The organism is Azospirillum oryzae, from assembly GCF_900177515.1.
Classification (GTDB): domain Bacteria; phylum Pseudomonadota; class Alphaproteobacteria; order Azospirillales; family Azospirillaceae; genus Azospirillum; species Azospirillum oryzae_A.
This window is the reverse complement of sequence record NZ_FXAK01000002.1, coordinates 750,968-769,901: the sequence shown is the minus strand read 5'-3', so window position 1 is coordinate 769,901 and position 18,934 is coordinate 750,968. Positions and strand designations below refer to the sequence as shown.

Sequence of the window (18,934 nt, the reverse complement as noted above, 5' to 3'; positions counted from 1 at the left end):
GGAGCATCAGGTCCATGTGCGGCATCATCGGCATCAACGGCATTCACGACGCGTCCCCCCGGCTGGTGGAAGGCCTGCGCCGGCTGGAATACCGCGGCTATGACAGCGCGGGCGTCGCCACCCTGGTGAACGGCCACATCGAGCGCCGCCGCGCCGAGGGCAAGCTGAGCAATCTGGACATGAAGCTGCGCGACCAGCCGCTGTCCGGCACCGTCGGCATCGGCCACACCCGCTGGGCCACCCATGGCGGCCCGACGGAGAACAACGCCCACCCGCACGCCACCAAGCGCGTTGCCGTCGTCCACAACGGTATCATCGAGAATTACCAGGAGCTGAAGGACGAACTGACCGGCCACGGCTACGTCTTCGAAAGCGCCACCGACACCGAGGTGATCGTCCACCTCGTCACCTATTACCTGGACCAGCACGGCATGACGCCGGTCCAGGCGTCGGCCGCCGCCTTCAAGCGCTTCACCGGCGCCTTCGCCCTGGTGCTGATCTTCGCCGGCGAACATGAGCTGATGATCGGCGCCCGCCACGGCACGCCGCTGGCCGTCGGCTATGGCGACGGCGAGATGTATCTGGCCTCCGACGCTTTCGCCCTGGCGCCGCTGACCAACCGCATCTGCTATCTGGAGGACGGCGACTGGGTCGAGGTCAGCCGCACCGCCGCCATCGTCCACGACGCTTCGGATGCGGTGGTGGAGCGTCCGGTGAAGACCACGGCGGTGTCCGGCGCCCTGATCGGCAAGGACGGCTACCGGCACTACATGCTCAAGGAAATCTACGAGCAGCCGCAGGTCATCGGCGACACGCTGAACGCCTACATCAACCCGGAAACCGGCGCCTTCTCGCTGCCGGACTTCCCCTTCGATCTGGCCGGCGCATCCAAGCTGACCATCGTCGCCTGCGGCACCGCCTATTACGCCGGCTTCGTCGCCAAATACTGGTTCGAGACGCTGGCCCGCATCCCGGTCGAGGTCGACATCGCCTCGGAGTTCCGCTATCGCGAGGCGCCGCTGCCGCCGGGCGGCATCGCGCTGTTCATCTCGCAGTCGGGCGAGACGCTGGATACGCTGGAGGCGCTGCGGTACTGCAAGCGCCAGGGCCAGAAGATCCTGTCGATCGTCAATGCGCCGGAAAGCACCATCGCGCGCGAATCCGACGCCGTTCTCTACACCATGGCGGGTCCGGAGATCGGCGTCGCCTCGACCAAGGCCTTCACCACCCAGCTGACCACGCTGGCCTGCCTTGCCGTCACCGTCGGCCGCGCCCGCGGCGCCATCGACCAGGAGCGGATGCAGCAGATCGCCCACGCCCTGCGCGAAGTCCCCGCCCGCGCCGCCGACGTGCTGGCCCATGACGAGCGGCTGAAGGAGCTGGCGCAGGAGGTGTCGGAGGCGCGCGACGTGCTCTATCTCGGCCGCGGCGCCATGTACCCGCTGGCCCTGGAAGGCGCGCTGAAGCTGAAGGAGATCAGCTACATCCACGCCGAAGGCTACGCTGCCGGCGAACTGAAGCACGGCCCCATCGCGCTGATCGACGACAATGTCCCGGTGATCGTGCTGGTGCCGTCCGACGCCCTGTTCGAGAAGGTGGTGTCGAACGTGCAGGAGGTCTGCGCCCGCTCCGGCAAGGTGCTGCTGCTGGCCGACCGCAAGGGCATCGACAAGCTGAAGGACAAGGTCCGCTGGTCGGTCGAACTGCCGGCCTGCGACCCGCTGGTGGCGCCGCTGCTGTACGCCATCCCGGTGCAGCTGCTGGCCTATCACACCGCGGTGCTGAAGGGGACCGACGTTGACCAGCCGCGGAATTTGGCGAAGAGCGTGACGGTGGAGTAAAGGGACAGCCGTTCGCAATGCCGGTTGTTCACGGAGAATAATGTCTCATACTGAAGAATAAACCGTCATACTTGAGAACAAAGTGTCATCCTGAATGACCTTGCACCGTCTGGGGATTCGGCGCACCATCGAAAGAGGTAGCCGTACCCCGGAGGTGCCATGGCTCGCCGCCGTTATGCGTTCGACGAGGACAGGATCGCCCTCTTCCACAAGGAAGGGCGCGGTACTGGGCGTGGCGGCGACTACATGGTCTCCGGCTGGTCTGGCCGGGATTGTCAGGCGGCCACGGCGGGCAGGCTGACGAGGGGATCATCGCCGAGAGGTGCGATGGTTTCCAGCGTCATATAGCGTGCCCTCTGGACAGCCCATTCGTCGTTCTGTTCCAAGAGGATGGCACCAATGAGGCGTGTAATCGCTTCCTCGTTGGGAAATATACCCACGACCTCGGTGCGCCGCTTGATCTCGCCGTTGAGTCGTTCAATCGGGTTGGTCGAGTGGAGCTTGGCCCGATGCTCCTTGGCAAAGGTCATGTAAGCCAGAACGTCTTCTTCCGCCTCGTCCATCAGGGCGGCCAGCTTCGGCAGCTTGGCCCGGACTTGATCGGCCATTTGCCGCCACTGTGTGCGTGCAGATGCCGCATCATCCTGCGCGAAAGCAGTGGCGATGAAGGCGGCGACGACGCGCCGGCCGCTCTTGCCGGCATGGGCAAGCGCGGTCCCGGAGAAATGCACCCGGCAGCGTTGCCACGTCGCCTGGAAAACACGGGTGACGGCGGCCTTGATGCCGCCATAGGCGTCGGAGATCACCAGCTTGACGCCATTCAGCCCCCGGCGTTTCAGCTTACGCAGGAACTCGATCCAGAAGGTCTCGGCCTCCGACGGGCCGATGTCCATGCCCATCTCCTCGCACAGCCGGCTGACCTGGCTCTTGGAGATACCCGACATCCCCATGGCCTGGACCAGATCGTCCACCGAGCGGGTCGAGATGCCCTGGATGCAGGCCTCCTGGATCACCGCGGTGAGCGCCTTCTCGGCCATCCGCCGCGGCTCCAGAAAGCCGGGGAAGTAGGAACCTTTGCGCAGCTTGGGAATGCGCAGCTCGACGGTGCCGGCCCGGGTTTCCCAGTCGCGATCCCGATCGCCGTTGCGCTGGAACAGCCGCTCGGCCGAGCGTTCGCCATGTCCGGCGCCGGTCAGGCCCTGCACCTCCAGTTCCATCAAGCGCTCAGCGGCAAAGCCGATCATCTCCCGCAGAACATCGGCATCCGCGCCCTTTTCAAGCATCGCGCGAAGCGCCATCATCTCATCGGTCATCGTGGTCATTCCCGTTCAAGGTTGTGTTGTGGTGACCAGACTTTACCGAAGAACCACGATGACCGCCCGCTGTGGATAACCGGCCCGCCTACCCCAGCCAGGAAAGGGCGCTACGGCGGGCCGGTTCCCCACAGCTCCTTGTGTGTCGCGCGATTCCATATTGAGACCTGGGCGGCTGGCGACGACCAACCGCCCAGGTTGGCCGACCCCGCCAGCTCCTTGGCAGGAAAGCCGTGGTGTAGCTTGAGGGCGACCAACCTTCCTTGAAGTCCGAACGGTTGCGTGAGCCTGAGCTCGCACCACAAGGAAGGATCACGAGGATGTCTGAACAAACGCGGGTGGCCGGCATCGATTGCGGCAAGGACTTTCTGGATATTGACATCTTTCCTGGCGTGGCCCCGCTCCGGGTGGTCAATTCTCCCCAGGGGCACCAGGAGGTGGTGGCATGGTTCACTGAACGAAATGTAACCGTGGCCGGCCTGGAAGCCAGCGGCGGCTATGAGCGGCCGATCCGTGATGCCCTGCGGACGGCTGGTGTCTCGGTCCGGGTTTTTGATCCGGCGCGGGTACGCTTTTTCGCTAAAGCGAAGGGGCGGCGGGCCAAGAACGATAGCCTCGACGCCGCAGTAATCGCTGAGTTTACCGCCAGCCAGACGAGTGTTCCCTCGCTTCCCGACGATCCCGTTCGCGAGGAATTGGCCGGCCTGATCAAGGCGCGTCGCCTACTCGTCGACAAGCGGGCCGATCTGCACAAGAGCATCGCTCATGCCCCGGTTGCGGCGCAGGAGGCGCTATCCCGTGCCGTCGAATATCTGGCTCGCGAGGTTGATGCATTGGACGCGGCCATTTGTCAGGCGGCCAAAGCTCAGCCGGTCCTCTCACAGACGATCCAGGCCCTCCAGACCGCGCCAGGGGTTGGTCCCGTGACGGCGGCAACTCTAGCCGCCCTGCTGCCTGAATTGGGAAGGACGTCGGGTCGAAAGATTGCAGCCCTCGTCGGTGTTGCGCCCTTCGATCACGACAGCGGAAAGATGCGGGGACACCGCCATATCGCTGGCGGGCGTGCCGATGTTCGGCGCGCCCTCTATCTGGCGGCGCTTTCCGCCGCCACCAACACAAAGGGCGCCATCGCGGATTTCTACAACAGCCTGATCCAGCGCAAAAAGCCATCCAAGCTCGCCTTGACCGCCTGCGCACGCAAACTGGTCGTCCGCCTCAACGCCATGCTGGCCAAAGGCGCAACCTGGGAGGCCAACCCCGCCTGAGAGTGCCGAAGGTCGGCGCTCGTCGCCGACCGCATGCCAAACCAAACGAACCGGGAGCGCGGACGGGTCAAGGCCGCCGCCGCCCAAAGGGCGGGCGCGCGCCAGCGCGAGCCTTGACGCGGAGCACGCCCGGTTCACGAACTTTCCTCGCTGAACACGGTTGCTACACCACCCAATGGGACACGACCTCGCGCCTAAGCGTCCCGTTCAGGCTGTGGCCGATCAGCTTTGAGATATGGGCTGACTTCGCTTCCGTTTCCTCAAGGAACGTCCGGAAGGAGGCGCGCATGGCATGAAACGGACGCGTCGGGTCGTACATTTTCGTCTGGCGGCAGTAGGATGTGAAGCGTTGCGTATAGTAGTGGGCGTACTTTCCATCAGGGCCGCTCCGCTTCAAAGTGGGCCAAAGATGATCGTCGCTCTTGGCGCGAAAGGCGGCGACGTATTCCAGAAATCCCAAATCAATCAGCTTCTTATGGATTGGCACGTGGCGTTCTGCCGCCTCGTTCTTGACCTTGTTGTCTCTCTCATCATGAATATTCATGATCCAAACGCCGTCCTCTTGCTGGATGTCGACAGCGCGGAGTTGAGCGATTTCCTCTTGGCGCAGGCCGTGGTAGGTGGCGATCAGTGGGAACCAGTAGTAGGCGCTGAAAATGATCGCTGCCCCTGGTTTGGCGCGCCGCGACGGATCGCAGCCGGTCCAGATCGGCGTCGCGAACAGTTCCTGCAGATCGCTGCTATCCCACATGCCGCGCTTGGTCTTCGACTTGCCGTAAGTGTGCCCCTGGACGGGATTATCTCCTTCGAAGCCGTACTCGTCGGCATTCTCGTCAAGCCAAGCGTAAAGACCAGAGAGTGCCGACATATGTCGTTTGATTGTCTTTACACTCAAACAGTTGGGCAGAGCCTGTCCAGCAGCCATAAGGGCTTTCACGCGTTCCACCGCTTCGGACGTGGACATGCGCCATTGTGGTGAACGGCCATGCATGGCCGGAAGAAGCTGCAACGCAGCTTTGAACGACTTCGCGTCGCCTTTTTTGTAGGTGTGAATGGGACGGTCTCCGACAAGCTCCGTAAACAGACGTATCGTCATCGCGTTCTGGCGCTGCGTCTGGTTCCTCCAACGGCCTCCTTCGGCAAGGCCGGACATCATAAATCGCTCATAATCGGCGTAGGCCTCCGACAGCAACTTGACCGGCTTTTCGGGGCGCGCGCTCACCTCAGGCGCCTGAACGCTCGGCGTCGGGGAAGGGAAATTGGGAACCGGTCCCAGCGGAATGTCCAAGGCTGGATCGGCACAGGGAGAGAGTTGGTATTCGCCGCGTTCGTGGCAGGCGTTGATTGCATGCACTTCGGACAAGGTGCGCAGCGCACACCGCCGAAGCAGCCTCTTCACGGCGTCGTCAACCAGCGCGCCAGGGGCGTGCTCGGCAAGCAGGCGTTCCACGACACCATCGGCCAAGAGCGCCTAACAGAACCATCTCTGGACGAAGCGCCAGCAGATGAGGCTGGCGGCGATTTGGTGGAAGGCGGTGAAGATGTCGGCGCGCCGCTCGTATCGGACGGCGAGGCGGCGGAAGCGGGCAAACCAGGCCAAGGTACGCTCAATGGTCTAATCACAAATGACAAGTTTTGCCTGACGCGCACGGAGCGGCTTCAGCTGAGCTGGCCGCGCGCACGGGGTAGGCTACGGGAAGCCGGCGTGTCCCAACTCTTCGGTGAGGTCACTCACCAGGGAGGGACGGATGCAGCGGCAAAGGCAGCGTCCTTGGAATGTCCGGCGCACCGGTGTGTCGCTGCCCAGCGGGCAGCAGCGCTGGGACCGGGCCTACCGGCTCCTCCTGCAGTGGGCGACGACTACGACCGCGCCGACGTCGGCGCCGGCGTCCCCAATCCTGCCGGAGGTGTGTCATGCGGGTAGCGATCTACGGCCGTGTGTCGACCAGCCACCAAGTCGACCACCAGACCATTGAGCAGCAACTCGAGCGTCTGAGGGCGCATGTGCACGCGAACACGGCTGAGGGCTGGGTTCTCGACCCAGCCCATGTGTTCCGCGACGATGGCTACAGCGGGGCCACATTGGCGCGTCCAGGGCTCGATCGTCTGCGCGATGCCGTGAAGAGCCGCGAGTGTGACCGTGTGCTCGTCACCGCGCCGGACCGGCTGGCGCGCAATTACGTGCACCAGATGGTGCTGTTGGAGGAATGGGCGCGTCTTGGCTGCGCCGCTGAGTTCCTGGACCGGCCGATGAGCGACGACCCGCATGACCATTTGCTGCTGCAAATCCGGGGAGCGGTGGCCGAATACGAGCGGACGCTGATTGCCGAGCGTATGCGGCGCGGCCGGCTGGCCAAGCTGCGCGCCGGCCTGCTGCTGCCCTGGACGTATGCACCCTACGGCTATCGCATGGATCCGGATCGACCGCGTGACCCGCATGGCGTCACAACAGATCCGGCCGAGGTCGCCGTTGTGGCCGAGCTGTTCGCCATGTACCGCGAACCGGGCACCTCGCTGATGCAGCTCGCCTTGCATCTCAATGCGCGCGGCGTGCCCACTCCCTCGGGCAAGCCACGTTGGTCATGCCCGACGATCCGGGGAATCCTGCGCAACCCGACTTACACGGGGCAGGTCTATGCGCAACGCACCCATTATCGCTCGCCCACGCACCGCCGCTCGGCCACGCATCCGCTGGGCCGGCCGCACGGCACGGCGGTGCCGCAACCGGCCGACACGTGGCTTCTGGTCGGGCAGGTGCCCGCCGTGGTGAGCCAAACGCACTTCGACGAAGTACAGGCGAAGTTGGCGACCAACCGCGCCTTCTCGCGGCGCAACAACACCGTTCATCAGTACCTTCTGCGCGCGCTGGTGAGCTGCGGGCATTGCGGTCTTGCCTGCACCGCGCGTGCGGCCAACGGACGGAACTTCTACTACCTCTGCAACGGCAAAGCACACAGCGTCTATTCCCACCGGGCCACAGGCTGCCCGGCACGCCATATCCCCGCAGGCCAACTCGACGAATTGGTTTGGACCGATCTGTGCGCCCTGATGGGGGAGCCGGAGCCTCTCGCCGCGGCCGTCGCGCGTGCCCACGGCGGGGCGTGGCTGCCCCAGGAACTGCTGGCCCGTCGCGAGACGCTGCGCCGAGCCCAAGGGCATCTCGGCCAGCAAGTCGAGCGGCTTACCGACGCCTATCTGCGGGCGGTCATCCCACTCGATGAGTATGAGCGGCGGCGGCGCGACCTCGAGCAGCGCATGCACGCCCTGGCCGGCCAGGAGGAACTGCTGCGCAACGACGCGGAGCGCCAGCAACACCTTGCCGGCGTGGCGACTTCACTGGAGGCGTTCCGCATGCGCGTGCAGCATGGGCTTGCAGGGGCCACTTTCGAACAGCGCCGGCAGCTGGTGATGCTGCTGATCGACCGCGTCGTCGTCACCGATGCCGACATCGAAATCCGCTATGTGCTGCCCACCAGCCCCGACAGCGAGCACGTCCGCTTTTGCTTATTGCGTAAAGACTATTTCGACGACCCAACGGTGTCGGCCCAGGCGCTCGCTGTTCTCGATGCCGCGGCGGGCGATGCGCGGAATGATGGCCCGCCGTCGCAACGCCCGCCGGCAGAAGGCGAAATCATAGCCCTTGTCGGCGTGCAACTTGGTTGGGCGTCGTCGTGGGCGACCCGCGCATTGCCGGATTGCCGGCACGGCATCGACGACTTCCTCCAACAACTTGCTGTCATGCCGGTTGGCTGGAGAAATCCTCACGGCCAGCGGGATGCCGTTGGCATCAACGAGGATGTGGCGCTTGGAACCCGGCTTGCCACGGTCCGTCGGGTTCGGCCCGGTCGCTTCGCCCCCCTTGTGTCTTGTGAAGCCGTTAGAATGGAACCCGGACGGCACGCTGGCTACGGCCGTCCGGGTTGGTCGACCCCGATGCCCCCCAGGCGAAAAGGCCGGCAAAAAGCATGTGGGCGACCAGCCTTCCTTGAAGTCCGAACGGTTGCATGGGCTCGTCAGCCCGTACCACAAGGAAGGAAGACAAGGATGACACAGATCCACGCCTTTGGCGGTGTCGATGTGGGCAAAGCCTGTCTTGATGCTGCCGTGTTTCCTGGTGGAGCCCGATGGCACGGAGGAAACCATCCGGAGGGGCGGCAGGAGTTGATCGCGTGGTTTGGGGCGCACGATGTGAGGATCGTCGGGCTTGAAGCCACTGGTGGGTATGAACGACCGCTCCGCAATGAGCTCAGAGCGGCCGGAGCAAGCGTTCATGTGCTCGATCCAGCGCGGGTCCGCCATTTTGCCAAGGCAGTCGGACAGCGGGCAAAGACCGATGCTATCGATGCCGCGATGATCGCAGAATTCACAGCTCAGCTGCATAGCCTTCCGCCTCAACCAGTTGAACCGGAACGCGAAGCTGTAGCCGATCTGGTCCGGACGCGGCGCCTTCTTGTCGATAAGCGGGCCGATATCGAAAAAGCTTTGGTTCGGCTTCCAGACGAGGCCAGAGCACTTGTCTATCCGGCCGTGGAGGCCTTGCGGGTGGCCATTGCCGATCTTGACGCCCAGATTGCGCAACGCGTCCAGGCGCATAGCGGTCTGGCACAGAGTGTACAGGTGTTGGCGTCCGCTCCTGGTGTCGGTCCCATCACCGCTGTCGCCGTTGCCACGCTGCTGCCCGAGTTGGGGCGGATCTCGGGCCGTCAAGCTGCCGCCCTGCTCGGCGTCGCTCCTTATCCTGATGATAGCGGTCAGCGGCACGGGAAACGCCGGATTGCCGGCGGTCGGTCGGACGTGCGCCGGGTCCTATACATGGCCGCTTTGCAAGCGACCACAGGTCGGTCAAAGGGCGTTCTGGCCCGCTTCTATTCGCAGATGGTTGCCAGGGGAAAGCCGCCTAAAGTTGCTCTGACGGCCTGTATGCGCAAGCTGATCGTTCGCCTCAATGCCATGCTCGCCCACAATCAGCCCTGGAAGGAGGCGCCCACCTAAGCTGCCGATGGTCGGCGCCCGGCGCCGACCGTATGCCAAGCCAAAGGAACCGGACGCGCGGACGGGTCAAGGCCACCGCCGCCCGAAGGGCGGGCACGCGCCAGCGTGAGCCTTGACCCGGAGCACGGCCGGTTCATGTCCCGCCATTTGGCGACACGGTTGCTTTTTGCCGGGACCGCGGCGCTGTCCACGGCGGCTCGCTCCCAGTTGATGGCGTTGGCATAGCCCAGCCGATCCAAGAGGACACGGTGCAGGCGTTCCCAGACACCGGCTTGGTGCCATTCGTGCAGCCGGCGCCAGCATGTCATGCCTGAGCCGCAGCCCATCTCCACCGGCAGCAATTCCCAGGGAATGCCGGAGCGCAGTACAAACAGGATGCCGGTCAGCGCCGCGCGGTTGTCCAGCCGGGGTCGCCCGCCCTTCGGCTTGGGCGGCTCCGGAGGGAGCAGCGGTTCAATCAGCGCCCACAGGGCGTCGGAGACGAGAGGTCCAGCCATGCCCCTCCCAACAGCCCAAATCCCGTTTTGTTAGGCCCTCCAAGTCGAGGTCGTTCCGCTGGGCCGCCCGGGCCATGTAACGGGACAATCCTTTGAAGTAGACAGCGCGCAGGGCCGGGGTGGCGAGATCAGCCGGAGGAGTGCTGCGCGATGCGAAGGCTACGCAGTTCGCTTGTGCGTCGATGGGAGAGTGCCGACCGAGAGGATGATCCTCGACGAGATCCTCGTCCGGTACATGAGGCAACTCACTGGCGGCCATCAACTCGGAAAGGGAAGTGTCACCCGCGCCTGCCACCAGTGCCGCCGGGAGCGCTCCCAATGCGGCGCTGGGTGCCGTCGGGCGCGACGCGCGCTCCATCTCGCCCTCAAGCACCAGCTCGTTGCGCAGGTTGACCAGCAGCGTGCGGACGGTGAGAGCAGACGGCGGCGCTTCCATAAGCATGACCTCTTCCAACGCGAGATCGAGCGCAAGAGCCCGTCGAATGGCCGTGCGTCGGTCGCCCGTCCTGAGCGACATCTCGTATGTCGTCCGATGATCACCGCAGGGAAGAGCGCGCGGGCAGCGTCGCCGCCAATACCAGATTCTGGAACGCAGAGAGAGGTGGGCCAGCTTCGCCACGCTCGGTCACTCCAGGTCGGCCGGGGTGCGCGATGTGCGACAGCATTGCGAGTCAGTTTCGCACACGCCCGGCGTTGCGGGGTGCGCGCTGCCCGTAAGTTCCTGAAAGTGCTGGCCGTTTGGAAAGGTTGGTTGGGGGACTAGGATACGGTACCCGCCCGAGGCACCCCAACTAAATCAACAGCTTGAAAGTTGACAACCGCCGCCTGGGGCAAGTTTGTGGACCAAGGCGGTGGACCAGTCAAGACCCCGTCGCTCGCCGGGTGAGGACGCCATGAACGGCGCGGTCACGGCCTCCCGCACGGGAGCCGTGGCCAACACGATCGGGAAGCGGAGGATCAGGCGGCGCCCGCCGAGTGACTGCCGAGGACCGCGTCGCGGCTGCGCTTGACGGGACCAGACTCGGCATGCGCACAATGAAAACCGCCCCATCATCGGCCTTGCAGGGCCTCCGGGGCGGTTCTCATTCATTCGCCCAAGAATCATGACGCACGCACGCGAAATGTTCAAGGGCCGTCCCATGACGGGATAGGCCCGCGTTGCCCGCCCGGCGGAACCTGCCAATCAGCAGCCGCCGGGATCACTCGGGCCAGTCTGTCAACAAATTTGCCTGTTACTCGCAAATCCCTTCCGTCAGCCCTCTCGACTTCCTGGGGGCAGGGCGCCGTCGTTCGTCCGCACAGACGGCGCAGGCGCAGGAGACGCGCGAGCGTGACCGGGAAACGCGGCGCCGTCTTCAGGCCCATGGCCTCGCGACCATGAACCGGCCGCCGGTCATGCTGGTTGATCTCGCGACGCAGGGCGAGCATGTCGCGACCCGTGACGAGCTCCCGCGTTGGTGCGTGTTTCGGTCCCATGTAGCCAAGGAGCAGGCGGAGGCCCACGGTCTGCTCGCCGCCTACGTCGTGGAGCACCGGCCCCGGCGGGTGATGCAACTCCGCCTTCGACCGCTGGGTGGTCCGGTCCCGGTGAACAGCCTGCGCGAGGCTCACCTTGACCACGGCCGCCGCGTCGCTCGTGCTCTCGAGTATGTTGCGCGGTGGCCTGGGGTGATCCCGCTCGCCCGCGCGACGCACCATCGGCCGACTGAACGCGGATCGACTATCGACCTGCATTTTCATGTCGCCGTCCAGATCGACGGCGACGACGTGTCCGAGGTCACCGCCCGTCTCATCCGGTATTTCGTGCGTGCGGGCTGGTCCGCCTGGATCTCGGATGATGAAGAGCGCGAGGCCATGCAGGATCCGGCGCCAACGGAGACGGAGGGGAGCGCCGCAGCGTTGGCGGCCTACCTCCGGGAGTCGACGGAGCGCTACGTCGAGGCGTTCGATGACGATCACCTCGCGGAGTATGTTCGGCAGGTCTACCGGCCTTCCCCGCTGCACCGTTGGCAGCCTCTCGGGCCACTCCGCCGGTTCGCAGCCGAACTCCGGCTCAACGGAGTTCGTCCCCACGCCGACGAAGATGGTCGGGTGGCCCTGCGCCCCGTCGTGTCTGCGCGCCCGCAGCGCCGCCGAGACGCCGCTTGGGCTGCGGCCGGACCGTGTGTCCTCGCCCTCCGGACGGCCTGGATCGGCGACGAGCTTCGGCCCGTCGCTGTTGTGCGTGGGTGGCGCGGCTCATGGCAAGAACTTGCCCGCCGTTACGATCTGGACGCGGCCGTAACGGCAGCCCGCGCCGCGCTGGCGACATCATCGTTTACGACGGCTACTCCCGAATCCTCGTTCGTCCATCAGCCGGTCCAGCCCCGGCCGACCCTGACCATCAGCCCGCCGAGGCACCCGCCGCCATCGCATGACGACGACGCGGTGCCCTGGTAGCCGTCGCAATACCATCGAAACCACAACGGGATGTCGGTAAATTCCCTTCAGTAGGCGAAGGGAAGGACGGGTCACGACTTTGTCGCCCTCCACACGGTGGTGCGATCCACGCCGAGCAGGGCTGCAACCTCGGCGCACGACCGCCCTTCGGCCCGGAGCGCGCGGGCGTGCTCCGCTTGCGTCGAGGTCAAAGCCTTCCTCCGGCCAACGCTGACACCGCGCTTCTTGGCGGCCTGCATGCCCGCCTTGACCCGTTCGCGGATCGTCTCGCGCTCGAACTCGGCCAATGTTGACAACAGCCCGTAGACCAACCTCCCGGTTGCCGTAGAGGTGTCCACGCCGTCGGTCAAGCTCCGCAGACCCACCCCACGCGCCCTCAGATCCTCGGCCAACGTCGCGAGGTGGACGACGGAGCGCCCGACGCGATCCAAGCGCCAGCACACAATGGTGTCCCCGGTCCTGGCGGCCGACAGCAACCGGTCCAACCCCGGCCGGGCGGCTTGGGCGCCGCTGACGCCATGGTCCGTGAACATGTCCTCGTCGGTGACGCCAGCCGCACGCAGCGCGTCCGTCTGCAAGGCCATGTCCTGATCGTCGGTCGAGACGCGCGCGTACCCCAGCAGCCGACCCATTCCGCCCCCCAATTTTGCAACAGCCTTCTGCAACGATGAACCCGTTGATCCGCCTGGGTCAAGGTTCTGTTGCAGAAGGAAATCGTTTTGCAACGTGGTGACGGAGAGGCGCGAGGGGCGCTCCGGCGCGATGGCCATGAGGAACGACCTTTACGCAGCATTGTTGCTCGAATACAATTAAAACCCTATCTATCGTCGCATTGCTACACGCATACGTTAGTATGCGGCGCCCTGACTCCAACTTCCATGGTGGCAGATGCTCGCACAGAAGTTTTTTGAGGAGCGGTCGGATCAGTCCGAAGTCAAGGCTCGCATCGTCCAGAAGTACTTCGACGCCTGGAGCAACGTCATCGTTGCCACCCAAGCCCGGTATGGCGGCGACAAGATCGTCTACATCGACCTCTACGCTGGCCCAGGGCGTTACCGCGACGGCTCCGCATCAACGCCCCTGCTCATCCTGGAGAAGGCGATCGCGAACCCCAAGATCGGTCCGAAGCTGGTGGCGATCTTCAACGATGGGGACAGCAACAACACCGATACGCTCAGAAACGAAATCGCCGTCCTGTCCGGTGTCGAGAAGCTGAAGAAGTTGCCAACCGTGCTCAACGCTGTCGTCGGCGAGGAGCTAGAGAAGGCGCTGAGCGGGGTCCGCCTTGCCCCTACCTTCTCATTCATCGACCCCTTCGGCTACAAGGGGCTTTCCCTGAAGATCGTGAACGCAGTCATCAAGGACTGGGGTTGCGATTGTGTATTCTTCTTCAATTACAACCGAATCAACATGGGGCTGGCCAACGACAAGGTCGCCCACCACATGGATGCACTCTTCGGTCAGGAGAGGGCCGACAAGTTGCGGAAGGCACTGGCCGAGATGGAGCCGGGCGAACGCGATGCGTTCATCCTGAACGAACTCTCGAGCGCCTTGAAGGAAATGGGCGGCAGGTACGTGCTGCCCTTCCGGTTCAAGCGAGAGGCGGGCGACCGGACCTCTCACTACCTCGTGTTCGTGTCGAAGAACATCCGCGGGTACGAGATCATGAAGGACATCATGGCAGGGGAAAGCTCGACCGCGGATCAAGGTGTACCGTCGTTCACGTACGCTCCGGCCGACGCCAAATATCCTCTTCTGTTCTCGTTGTCGCGCCCGCTCGACGGTTTGGCAGACGACCTCGTGAAGAGGTTCGCGGGTCGGACGCTGACCATGGGGGAGGTGCATGCCGAGCATCATGTTGACACGCCGTTCGTTCCGAAGAATTACAAGGCAGCCCTTCGGCGCCTTGAGGCGGACGGTCGCATCACTGCGGACCCCCCGGCGAAGAATCGGCGGGTCATCAAGGGGGAGGTCACCTTCCCCGAACACGTGAAGGTGAAGTTCCCCTGAGGAGGATGCGAGTGGCGAGCAGGTCGTCCATTGAGTGGACCGAGGTGACATGGAATCCGATCGCGGGGTGCACGATCCTGTCACCCGGTTGCACAAACTGCTACGCCATGCGCATGGCCGCGCGGCTTGCCGCCATGGGCCAGGACAAGTACCAAGGAACAACTCGAAAATCCGGCGGCCGGGCGAAGTGGACCGGCCGGATCAACGTTGTAGATGCCGCCCTAGACGAACCACGGACTTGGAAGGCCGGGCGGCTGGTCTTCGTGAACAGCATGTCGGACCTCTTTCATGAGGACGTGCCGCCCGAGGCGATCCGGCGCGTGTTTGCCACGATGTCCGCCACGCCCCAGCATACGTACCAAGTGCTCACCAAACGCGCAGACCGGCTGCTAGAACTGTCATCGGAGCTTCCTTGGCCCCGGAACGTCTGGATGGGGGTCAGCGTAGAGAATGCGGACTATGCTTGGCGGGTTGACCGGCTACGAAGGACGGGCGCCAAGACGCGGTTCCTCAGCCTGGAGCCACTCCTTGGTCCCTTTCACGATCTGAATCTCGATGGCATCGACTGGGTGATTGTGGGAGGCGAGAGCGGCCCCGGCGCCCGGCCCATGGATCCAGATTGGGTGCGCTCCATTCGTGACCAGTGCATAGCCGCAAGAGTTGCTTTCCATTTCAAGCAGTGGGGCGGAGTCGTCAAGAAACGTAGCGGTCGCATCATTGATGGAAGAACCTGGGATGAGATGCCAAACGGCAGGTGATTTCCTCGCCGCCATCTGACCGTCCGCACCAAGGGGGGTGGTCCCACTCCCGCTGCTGATATCCCGCTGTCTTGCATTCTTCGAGCCTACTCTCGGAAGAAGCCAGCCATACCCGTATCCGCGCCCGCCAGGCGCTCCACGGGTAGCTGGCCAGGGGCTTCGCCCCGTGGACCCCACGGGGAGGCTGGCGCCTCCCTGCGACCCACCTTCGGAGGACGGCACATGCCGGGGCAGCGTGGCAGCGAGCGGCGGAAGATGGCGGGAGCGGTGCTGGTGCGCCTGCCTGCGGATCTCGCCATGCGCGTTGCCAACGCCGCCGAGGAGGCCGACCTCACGGCGGCCGCCTACCTGCGGCGGCTGGCGGCCGAGGCCACGCGCGCCCGGCCGGAGTTGGCCGCGCCGGTGCGGGCCTACCGCAAGGCCCGACCCCCAGCGCCGCAGCATGTCGTCGAGGTCGTCCGCCTGCGTGAGGCCGTCGGTGAGCTCGCCGGGGGGCTTGTGCAGGCGGCCGTCCGCACCCGCGAGGCCGGTCACGCGGACCTGCATGCCGCCGTCGAGGCCGTGCTCCCCGGCGTCCGCGCGGCCGCACTTGACCTCGACGCCCTGAAGAAGGCGCTCCTCGAGGAGGACCGCGGATGATCTCGGGCGCCACCAGAGGAGCGGGCGGCCGCGCTCTCGGTGCGCACGTCGCGAACGCCGAGGCCAACGAGGAGGTCCGCATGGGGCCGTCGCGCGGACTCGTGACCGACACGATCCGCGACCAAGTCGCGGAGCTCACCGAGCTCGGCAGCCACGCCCGGACCCGGCAGCCGCTCTATCATGTCCACCTCGACCCGCACCCCGACCACGAGTGGACCGACGCGCAGCGCGAGCGCTATTGGCAGCGGTTCGAGCGGGAGTTCGGCCTCGAGCGGGCGCCCTTCGCGTCGCAGTTCCACACCAAGGGCGGGCGCACCCACGAGCACCGCGAGTACCTGCGGGTGCGCCCGGACGGCACCGCGATCCGGCTCGACCACGACTTCGCCCGGCGCGAGAAGCTCGGCCGGATCGCCGAGCACGAGGCCGGGCTGCCCTTCGTCCCCGGCGCCCACAACCGCGCCGTAGCGGCCGCGCTGGAGCGCGAGGGCCGGGCCGACATCGCCGAGGCCATGCGCGAGGCGGGCCTGCTCGACCGACGGCGCCCCGAGGCCAAGACCACGCCCGAGCAGCGTCAGCAGGCAGAGCGCACCGGCGTGGACCCTCGGGCCGTCGGCGCGGCCGCGCTTGCGGCTTGGCGGGCCTCGGACGACGGCCGCAGCCTGCGCGCGGCCCTCGAGGAGCGCGGGCTGCGCCTCGCCCAGGGCGACCGCGCGGCAATCCTCGTTGACGCCACCGGCAACGTCCATGCCTTCGGTCGCGTCCTCGGCAAGGCCGCGAAAGAGGAGACCGGCGAGCGGATCCGGGCGGACGAGGTTGCGAAGCGCCTCGAGGGCCTCGACCTGCCCCGCCTCGGCGGCCGCCATGCCGAGGACCGGCTGGCGAACCTCCCGGAGGCTCCGGCTGAGCCCATCGCCAGCGTCAAAGCCCGTCAGGACGCCAGCGCAAGCGCACCGGCCATCGACAGTGCAGACAGGCCAGAGACGCCAGACACAAAGGCCGCGCCCGAGGCAGTACAGGCACCAGTTCAGGATGCCAGCGCCCCGGAGCCGGTATCGCCGGTCGAAAATGGCACTGGCGAAATGCCCGCGCAGGCGATGACGGCAAATCCCGCCGGTGGCGAGGGTACCGCTCCGGCCCCGGCGGCGCCGAAGCGTCCAGCCGGTGGCGCGGGCGGCGGCGAGGCTAAGGCTGATACGTCGGCGGTCGAGGCCGAGGTGCTCGATTTCGACCCGAACGACATGGACGCCGCCGGGAAATTCATGCGGGCGTGGGCGGCTGCGGAAAAGCGCCACCGGGCCAAGGAGGCTGCCGCGAACCCGGAGCACAAGGCAGGAGGACAGCATGGCGGGCACGGGCACGAGCAACACCGGCGGCCGGAAGTCGTGAACGGTGGAGAAGCTCAAGGAGCTACTGGCCGCCCCGACCCGCCCGCCCGCCTCGCCGCGCTGACCCGGCGCGCGCAGCGGCTCACGGCGCCGCCCGCACCGGCGCAGATCCCGACGTGGCCAGTTGGCCCGTCGTCCCGGGAGCGGTTCGCCGCAGAGTTCGCGCGGCTGCGCGCGCAGATCGCGTCACGGCCGCCGGACCCGCGCCATGTCGCATCAAGCATGCTCGATGGCCCTGGGCAGGTCCTCGACCTAGCGCAGCGCCGCGTCGAGGAGCTCCGGCGCACGCTTGACGAGCGGCCGCGCGGCCTGCTGGACCGGCTCGGCGTGGGCCGAGGTGCCCACGAGCGCCGCGATCTCGAGCGCCAGTTGGGGGAGGCCATCGACCGGTACGACGCCGCGCGCGAGGACTACTGCGACGCCTGCCACCAGGCCGAGACGGTCGCGCCGCGCCGGGCGCAGGCGAACCGCGAGGCCAACCGGCGCGACCAGCAGCGCCTCGACGCCCTCGAGGCCGGGCTGCGGGCGGCAAGGTCGGGCGACCCGGCCGCGCAAGACGCTGCCCGCCGAGGCGACGTCGAGCGCCTCGTCCGCGAGGGGCAGCGCAAGCTCGAGGAGCAGCGGCGCCGGGAGGAGCGCGAGCGCCTCGAGCGGCAGGCGAAAGCGAACGCCACCGACCTGAACCACGACGCCAAGATCGGCGTCTCGCCCCGGCCGGGGCCTGCTCTCGGACGACGGTGACCCCCCCCCACTACTCAGGCGCGGCCCCCAGGGCGGCCTTGCTGCTCGCCGCTGCGCGTCGGCAGGCGTCAACGCGGCAAGGCCGCGCCTCGCCCGCGTTGATCTCGTCTGCCAATGCGGGCGCCACGGTCCTCGGTCGGCGTCAAGGACGGCCCCCTATGGGCCGCCGCTCCGGCGGGCCGAACACGGGCTCTCCCTTGCCACGGCCAGGGGCACCGTCGGGATCCAAATCACGCACGAGGGCTGAACATGTACGATGACGACGACGATCTGCCTCCCGATCACATGCCGGTCGGCGAACTCATAGCGTGGCTGCGGCTGCGGCTCGTGCGTCCTCCTACACTGGAGGATCTGGCAGCCATCAGGTTCGCGCAAGCGAAGCGGGCACGCCGCCGGTCAGGGAAGCAGCGTATCCGGTGGCCCTCCAAACGTGGCGACGGGGAGCCTTTGCCGGACTCGATCGTGCGGGAGGTCTTGGCCGGTCCAGAAATGCAGCCCTTCTGGACGGCTGCGGCGTGGCTCGTCGGGAGCCTGTCCTCCCGAGCCATGGCGCGCCCGCATGACGCTTGGCTCACGCAGCCTGAGACGGTGCTCCGGCTGGCGGCGGAAGTCCCGCGGCTGGCCGCTGCCCTGCCGCGAGAGGTGAAGTTTGGCCCGTCGCTGCGGGCGGAGACGGAGGACCTGTTGTCCTACCTCAATTGGAAGCTCGGTGGGGGCGCCGGGCTGGCTGAGGGGTGGAATCTAGATCGCCGCCTGATAGCCCTCACCAACGTCGTATTGCCGGAAGAGGCCGAGCTTATGGCGAGGGCGCTGGAGGGGGTGACAGAGGTGGATCGGCGCGGCCTGCTGGCACGCTACCGTCGAGCCGGGGCGGACGCGCTCCAGTCATGGCCCGGCGCCGGGCGCGTTGCTTCGGGGCCTCCGTTGGGGCTGTTGGTGCCGCCGCCGGACGAGCCGGAAGCGGAGCCGAGGCCGGAGGGCGGCGGAGCGCCTGCGGCTGGTCCTCGCCCATCGACGCACCTGGGTGGACGCCGGTGAGCTACAGGTTCCAGGC

At 66.1% G+C, this 18,934-nt stretch carries 13 protein-coding genes and 4 pseudogenes; 10 read left to right on the top strand and 7 right to left on the bottom strand.

The features are described from left to right. The first annotated feature begins 14 nt into the window (after window positions 1–14). Window positions 15–1,841: a glutamine--fructose-6-phosphate transaminase (isomerizing) gene (gene glmS / locus B9N97_RS06505; RefSeq protein ID WP_085084473.1), complete on the top strand. Its 1,827-nt coding sequence runs from the start codon at window positions 15–17 to the stop codon at window positions 1,839–1,841. A gap of 275 nt (window positions 1,842–2,116) precedes the next feature. Here glmS and B9N97_RS06495 read toward each other — a convergent pair whose 3' ends face one another. Further along, on the bottom strand, window positions 2,117–3,154 hold the full coding sequence (locus tag B9N97_RS06495; protein ID WP_085084739.1) for an IS256 family transposase: 1,038 nt from the start codon (window positions 3,152–3,154) through the stop codon (window positions 2,117–2,119). 320 nt (window positions 3,155–3,474) lie between these two features. Here B9N97_RS06495 and B9N97_RS06490 point away from each other — a divergent pair, with 320 nt between their 5' ends. Further along, a complete protein-coding gene (locus B9N97_RS06490) occupies window positions 3,475–4,419 on the top strand; it encodes a transposase (RefSeq protein WP_085084471.1) in 945 nt (314 codons plus the stop codon). A 163-nt stretch (window positions 4,420–4,582) separates the two neighbouring features. Here B9N97_RS06490 and B9N97_RS06485 read toward each other — a convergent pair whose 3' ends face one another. After that, window positions 4,583–5,869: a site-specific integrase gene (locus tag B9N97_RS06485; RefSeq protein WP_143266375.1), complete on the bottom strand. Its 1,287-nt coding sequence runs from the start codon at window positions 5,867–5,869 to the stop codon at window positions 4,583–4,585. 21 nt (window positions 5,870–5,890) lie between these two features. After that, window positions 5,891–6,031 (bottom strand): annotated as a pseudogene (locus B9N97_RS34750) (IS5/IS1182 family transposase); the annotation flags it as partial. A 164-nt stretch (window positions 6,032–6,195) separates the two neighbouring features. On the opposite strand from B9N97_RS34750, the pseudogene B9N97_RS36085 reads away from it, so the two are divergent. Continuing rightward, a pseudogene (locus B9N97_RS36085) lies at window positions 6,196–7,446 on the top strand (recombinase family protein); the annotation flags it as partial. Between the two features lie 495 nt (window positions 7,447–7,941). Here the strand turns inward: B9N97_RS36085 and B9N97_RS06475 are convergent. Continuing rightward, window positions 7,942–8,280, bottom strand: a pseudogene (locus tag B9N97_RS06475) (transposase); the annotation flags it as partial. Between the two features lie 21 nt (window positions 8,281–8,301). Here B9N97_RS06475 and B9N97_RS06470 point away from each other — a divergent pair. Then, the gene (locus tag B9N97_RS06470; protein ID WP_348520077.1) at window positions 8,302–9,411 is read left to right on the top strand and encodes an IS110 family RNA-guided transposase; all 1,110 of its coding nucleotides are present in this window, start codon (window positions 8,302–8,304) and stop codon (window positions 9,409–9,411) included. A gap of 164 nt (window positions 9,412–9,575) precedes the next feature. Here B9N97_RS06470 and B9N97_RS06465 read toward each other — a convergent pair. Together B9N97_RS06465 and B9N97_RS35905 are read right to left on the bottom strand one after the other, a co-directional pair. Further along, a pseudogene (locus tag B9N97_RS06465) lies at window positions 9,576–9,908 on the bottom strand (transposase); the annotation flags it as partial. Continuing rightward, complete coding sequence (locus tag B9N97_RS35905) at window positions 9,865–10,527, bottom strand: DUF6538 domain-containing protein (RefSeq protein ID WP_348520074.1); 663 nt, start codon at window positions 10,525–10,527, stop codon at window positions 9,865–9,867. The pseudogene B9N97_RS06465 and the gene B9N97_RS35905, both read right to left, overlap by 44 nt. 539 nt (window positions 10,528–11,066) lie before the next feature. Here B9N97_RS35905 and B9N97_RS06455 point away from each other — a divergent pair. Further along, on the top strand, window positions 11,067–12,347 hold the full coding sequence (locus tag B9N97_RS06455) for a hypothetical protein (protein ID WP_143266374.1): 1,281 nt from the start codon (window positions 11,067–11,069) through the stop codon (window positions 12,345–12,347). 71 nt (window positions 12,348–12,418) lie between these two features. Here B9N97_RS06455 and B9N97_RS06450 read toward each other — a convergent pair whose 3' ends face one another. Then, complete coding sequence (locus B9N97_RS06450; RefSeq protein WP_244560576.1) at window positions 12,419–13,117, bottom strand: recombinase family protein; 699 nt, start codon at window positions 13,115–13,117, stop codon at window positions 12,419–12,421. 118 nt (window positions 13,118–13,235) lie between these two features. Here B9N97_RS06450 and B9N97_RS06445 point away from each other — a divergent pair, with 118 nt between their 5' ends. From B9N97_RS06445 to B9N97_RS34745, 5 genes are all read left to right on the top strand, one after another. Then, window positions 13,236–14,357, top strand: coding sequence for a three-Cys-motif partner protein TcmP (locus B9N97_RS06445; protein WP_085084463.1), 1,122 nt, complete (start codon window positions 13,236–13,238; stop codon window positions 14,355–14,357). 11 nt (window positions 14,358–14,368) lie between these two features. Next, window positions 14,369–15,115 (top strand): DUF5131 family protein, encoded by a 747-nt coding sequence (locus B9N97_RS06440; protein WP_085084735.1) that lies wholly within the window; start codon window positions 14,369–14,371, stop codon window positions 15,113–15,115. Between the two features lie 222 nt (window positions 15,116–15,337). After that, window positions 15,338–15,754 (top strand): hypothetical protein, encoded by a 417-nt coding sequence (locus B9N97_RS06435; protein ID WP_085084461.1) that lies wholly within the window; start codon window positions 15,338–15,340, stop codon window positions 15,752–15,754. Continuing rightward, entirely contained in the window at window positions 15,751–17,880 is a 2,130-nt protein-coding gene (locus B9N97_RS06430; protein ID WP_085084459.1) for a relaxase/mobilization nuclease domain-containing protein, read from the top strand. Before B9N97_RS06435 ends, B9N97_RS06430 begins: the two co-directional genes overlap by 4 nt. Before the next feature lie 249 nt (window positions 17,881–18,129). Next, complete coding sequence (locus tag B9N97_RS34745) at window positions 18,130–18,918, top strand: hypothetical protein (protein ID WP_143266373.1); 789 nt, start codon at window positions 18,130–18,132, stop codon at window positions 18,916–18,918. The last annotated feature ends 16 nt before the right edge of the window (window positions 18,919–18,934 follow it).

What these genes read in the sequence shown, in the direction of transcription:
- glmS (WP_085084473.1), top strand. Translation starts at nt 15, where the DNA reads ATGTGCGGCATCATCGGCATCAACGGCATTCACGACGCGTCCCCCCGG.
- B9N97_RS06495 (WP_085084739.1), bottom strand. Translation starts at nt 3,154, where the DNA reads ATGACCGATGAGATGATGGCGCTTCGCGCGATGCTTGAAAAGGGCGCG.
- B9N97_RS06490 (WP_085084471.1), top strand. Translation starts at nt 3,475, where the DNA reads ATGTCTGAACAAACGCGGGTGGCCGGCATCGATTGCGGCAAGGACTTT.
- B9N97_RS06470 (WP_348520077.1), top strand. Translation starts at nt 8,302, where the DNA reads ATGGAACCCGGACGGCACGCTGGCTACGGCCGTCCGGGTTGGTCGACC.
- B9N97_RS06450 (WP_244560576.1), bottom strand. Translation starts at nt 13,117, where the DNA reads ATGGCCATCGCGCCGGAGCGCCCCTCGCGCCTCTCCGTCACCACGTTG.
- B9N97_RS06445 (WP_085084463.1), top strand. Translation starts at nt 13,236, where the DNA reads ATGCTCGCACAGAAGTTTTTTGAGGAGCGGTCGGATCAGTCCGAAGTC.
- B9N97_RS06435 (WP_085084461.1), top strand. Translation starts at nt 15,338, where the DNA reads ATGCCGGGGCAGCGTGGCAGCGAGCGGCGGAAGATGGCGGGAGCGGTG.
- B9N97_RS06430 (WP_085084459.1), top strand. Translation starts at nt 15,751, where the DNA reads ATGATCTCGGGCGCCACCAGAGGAGCGGGCGGCCGCGCTCTCGGTGCG.
- B9N97_RS34745 (WP_143266373.1), top strand. Translation starts at nt 18,130, where the DNA reads ATGTACGATGACGACGACGATCTGCCTCCCGATCACATGCCGGTCGGC.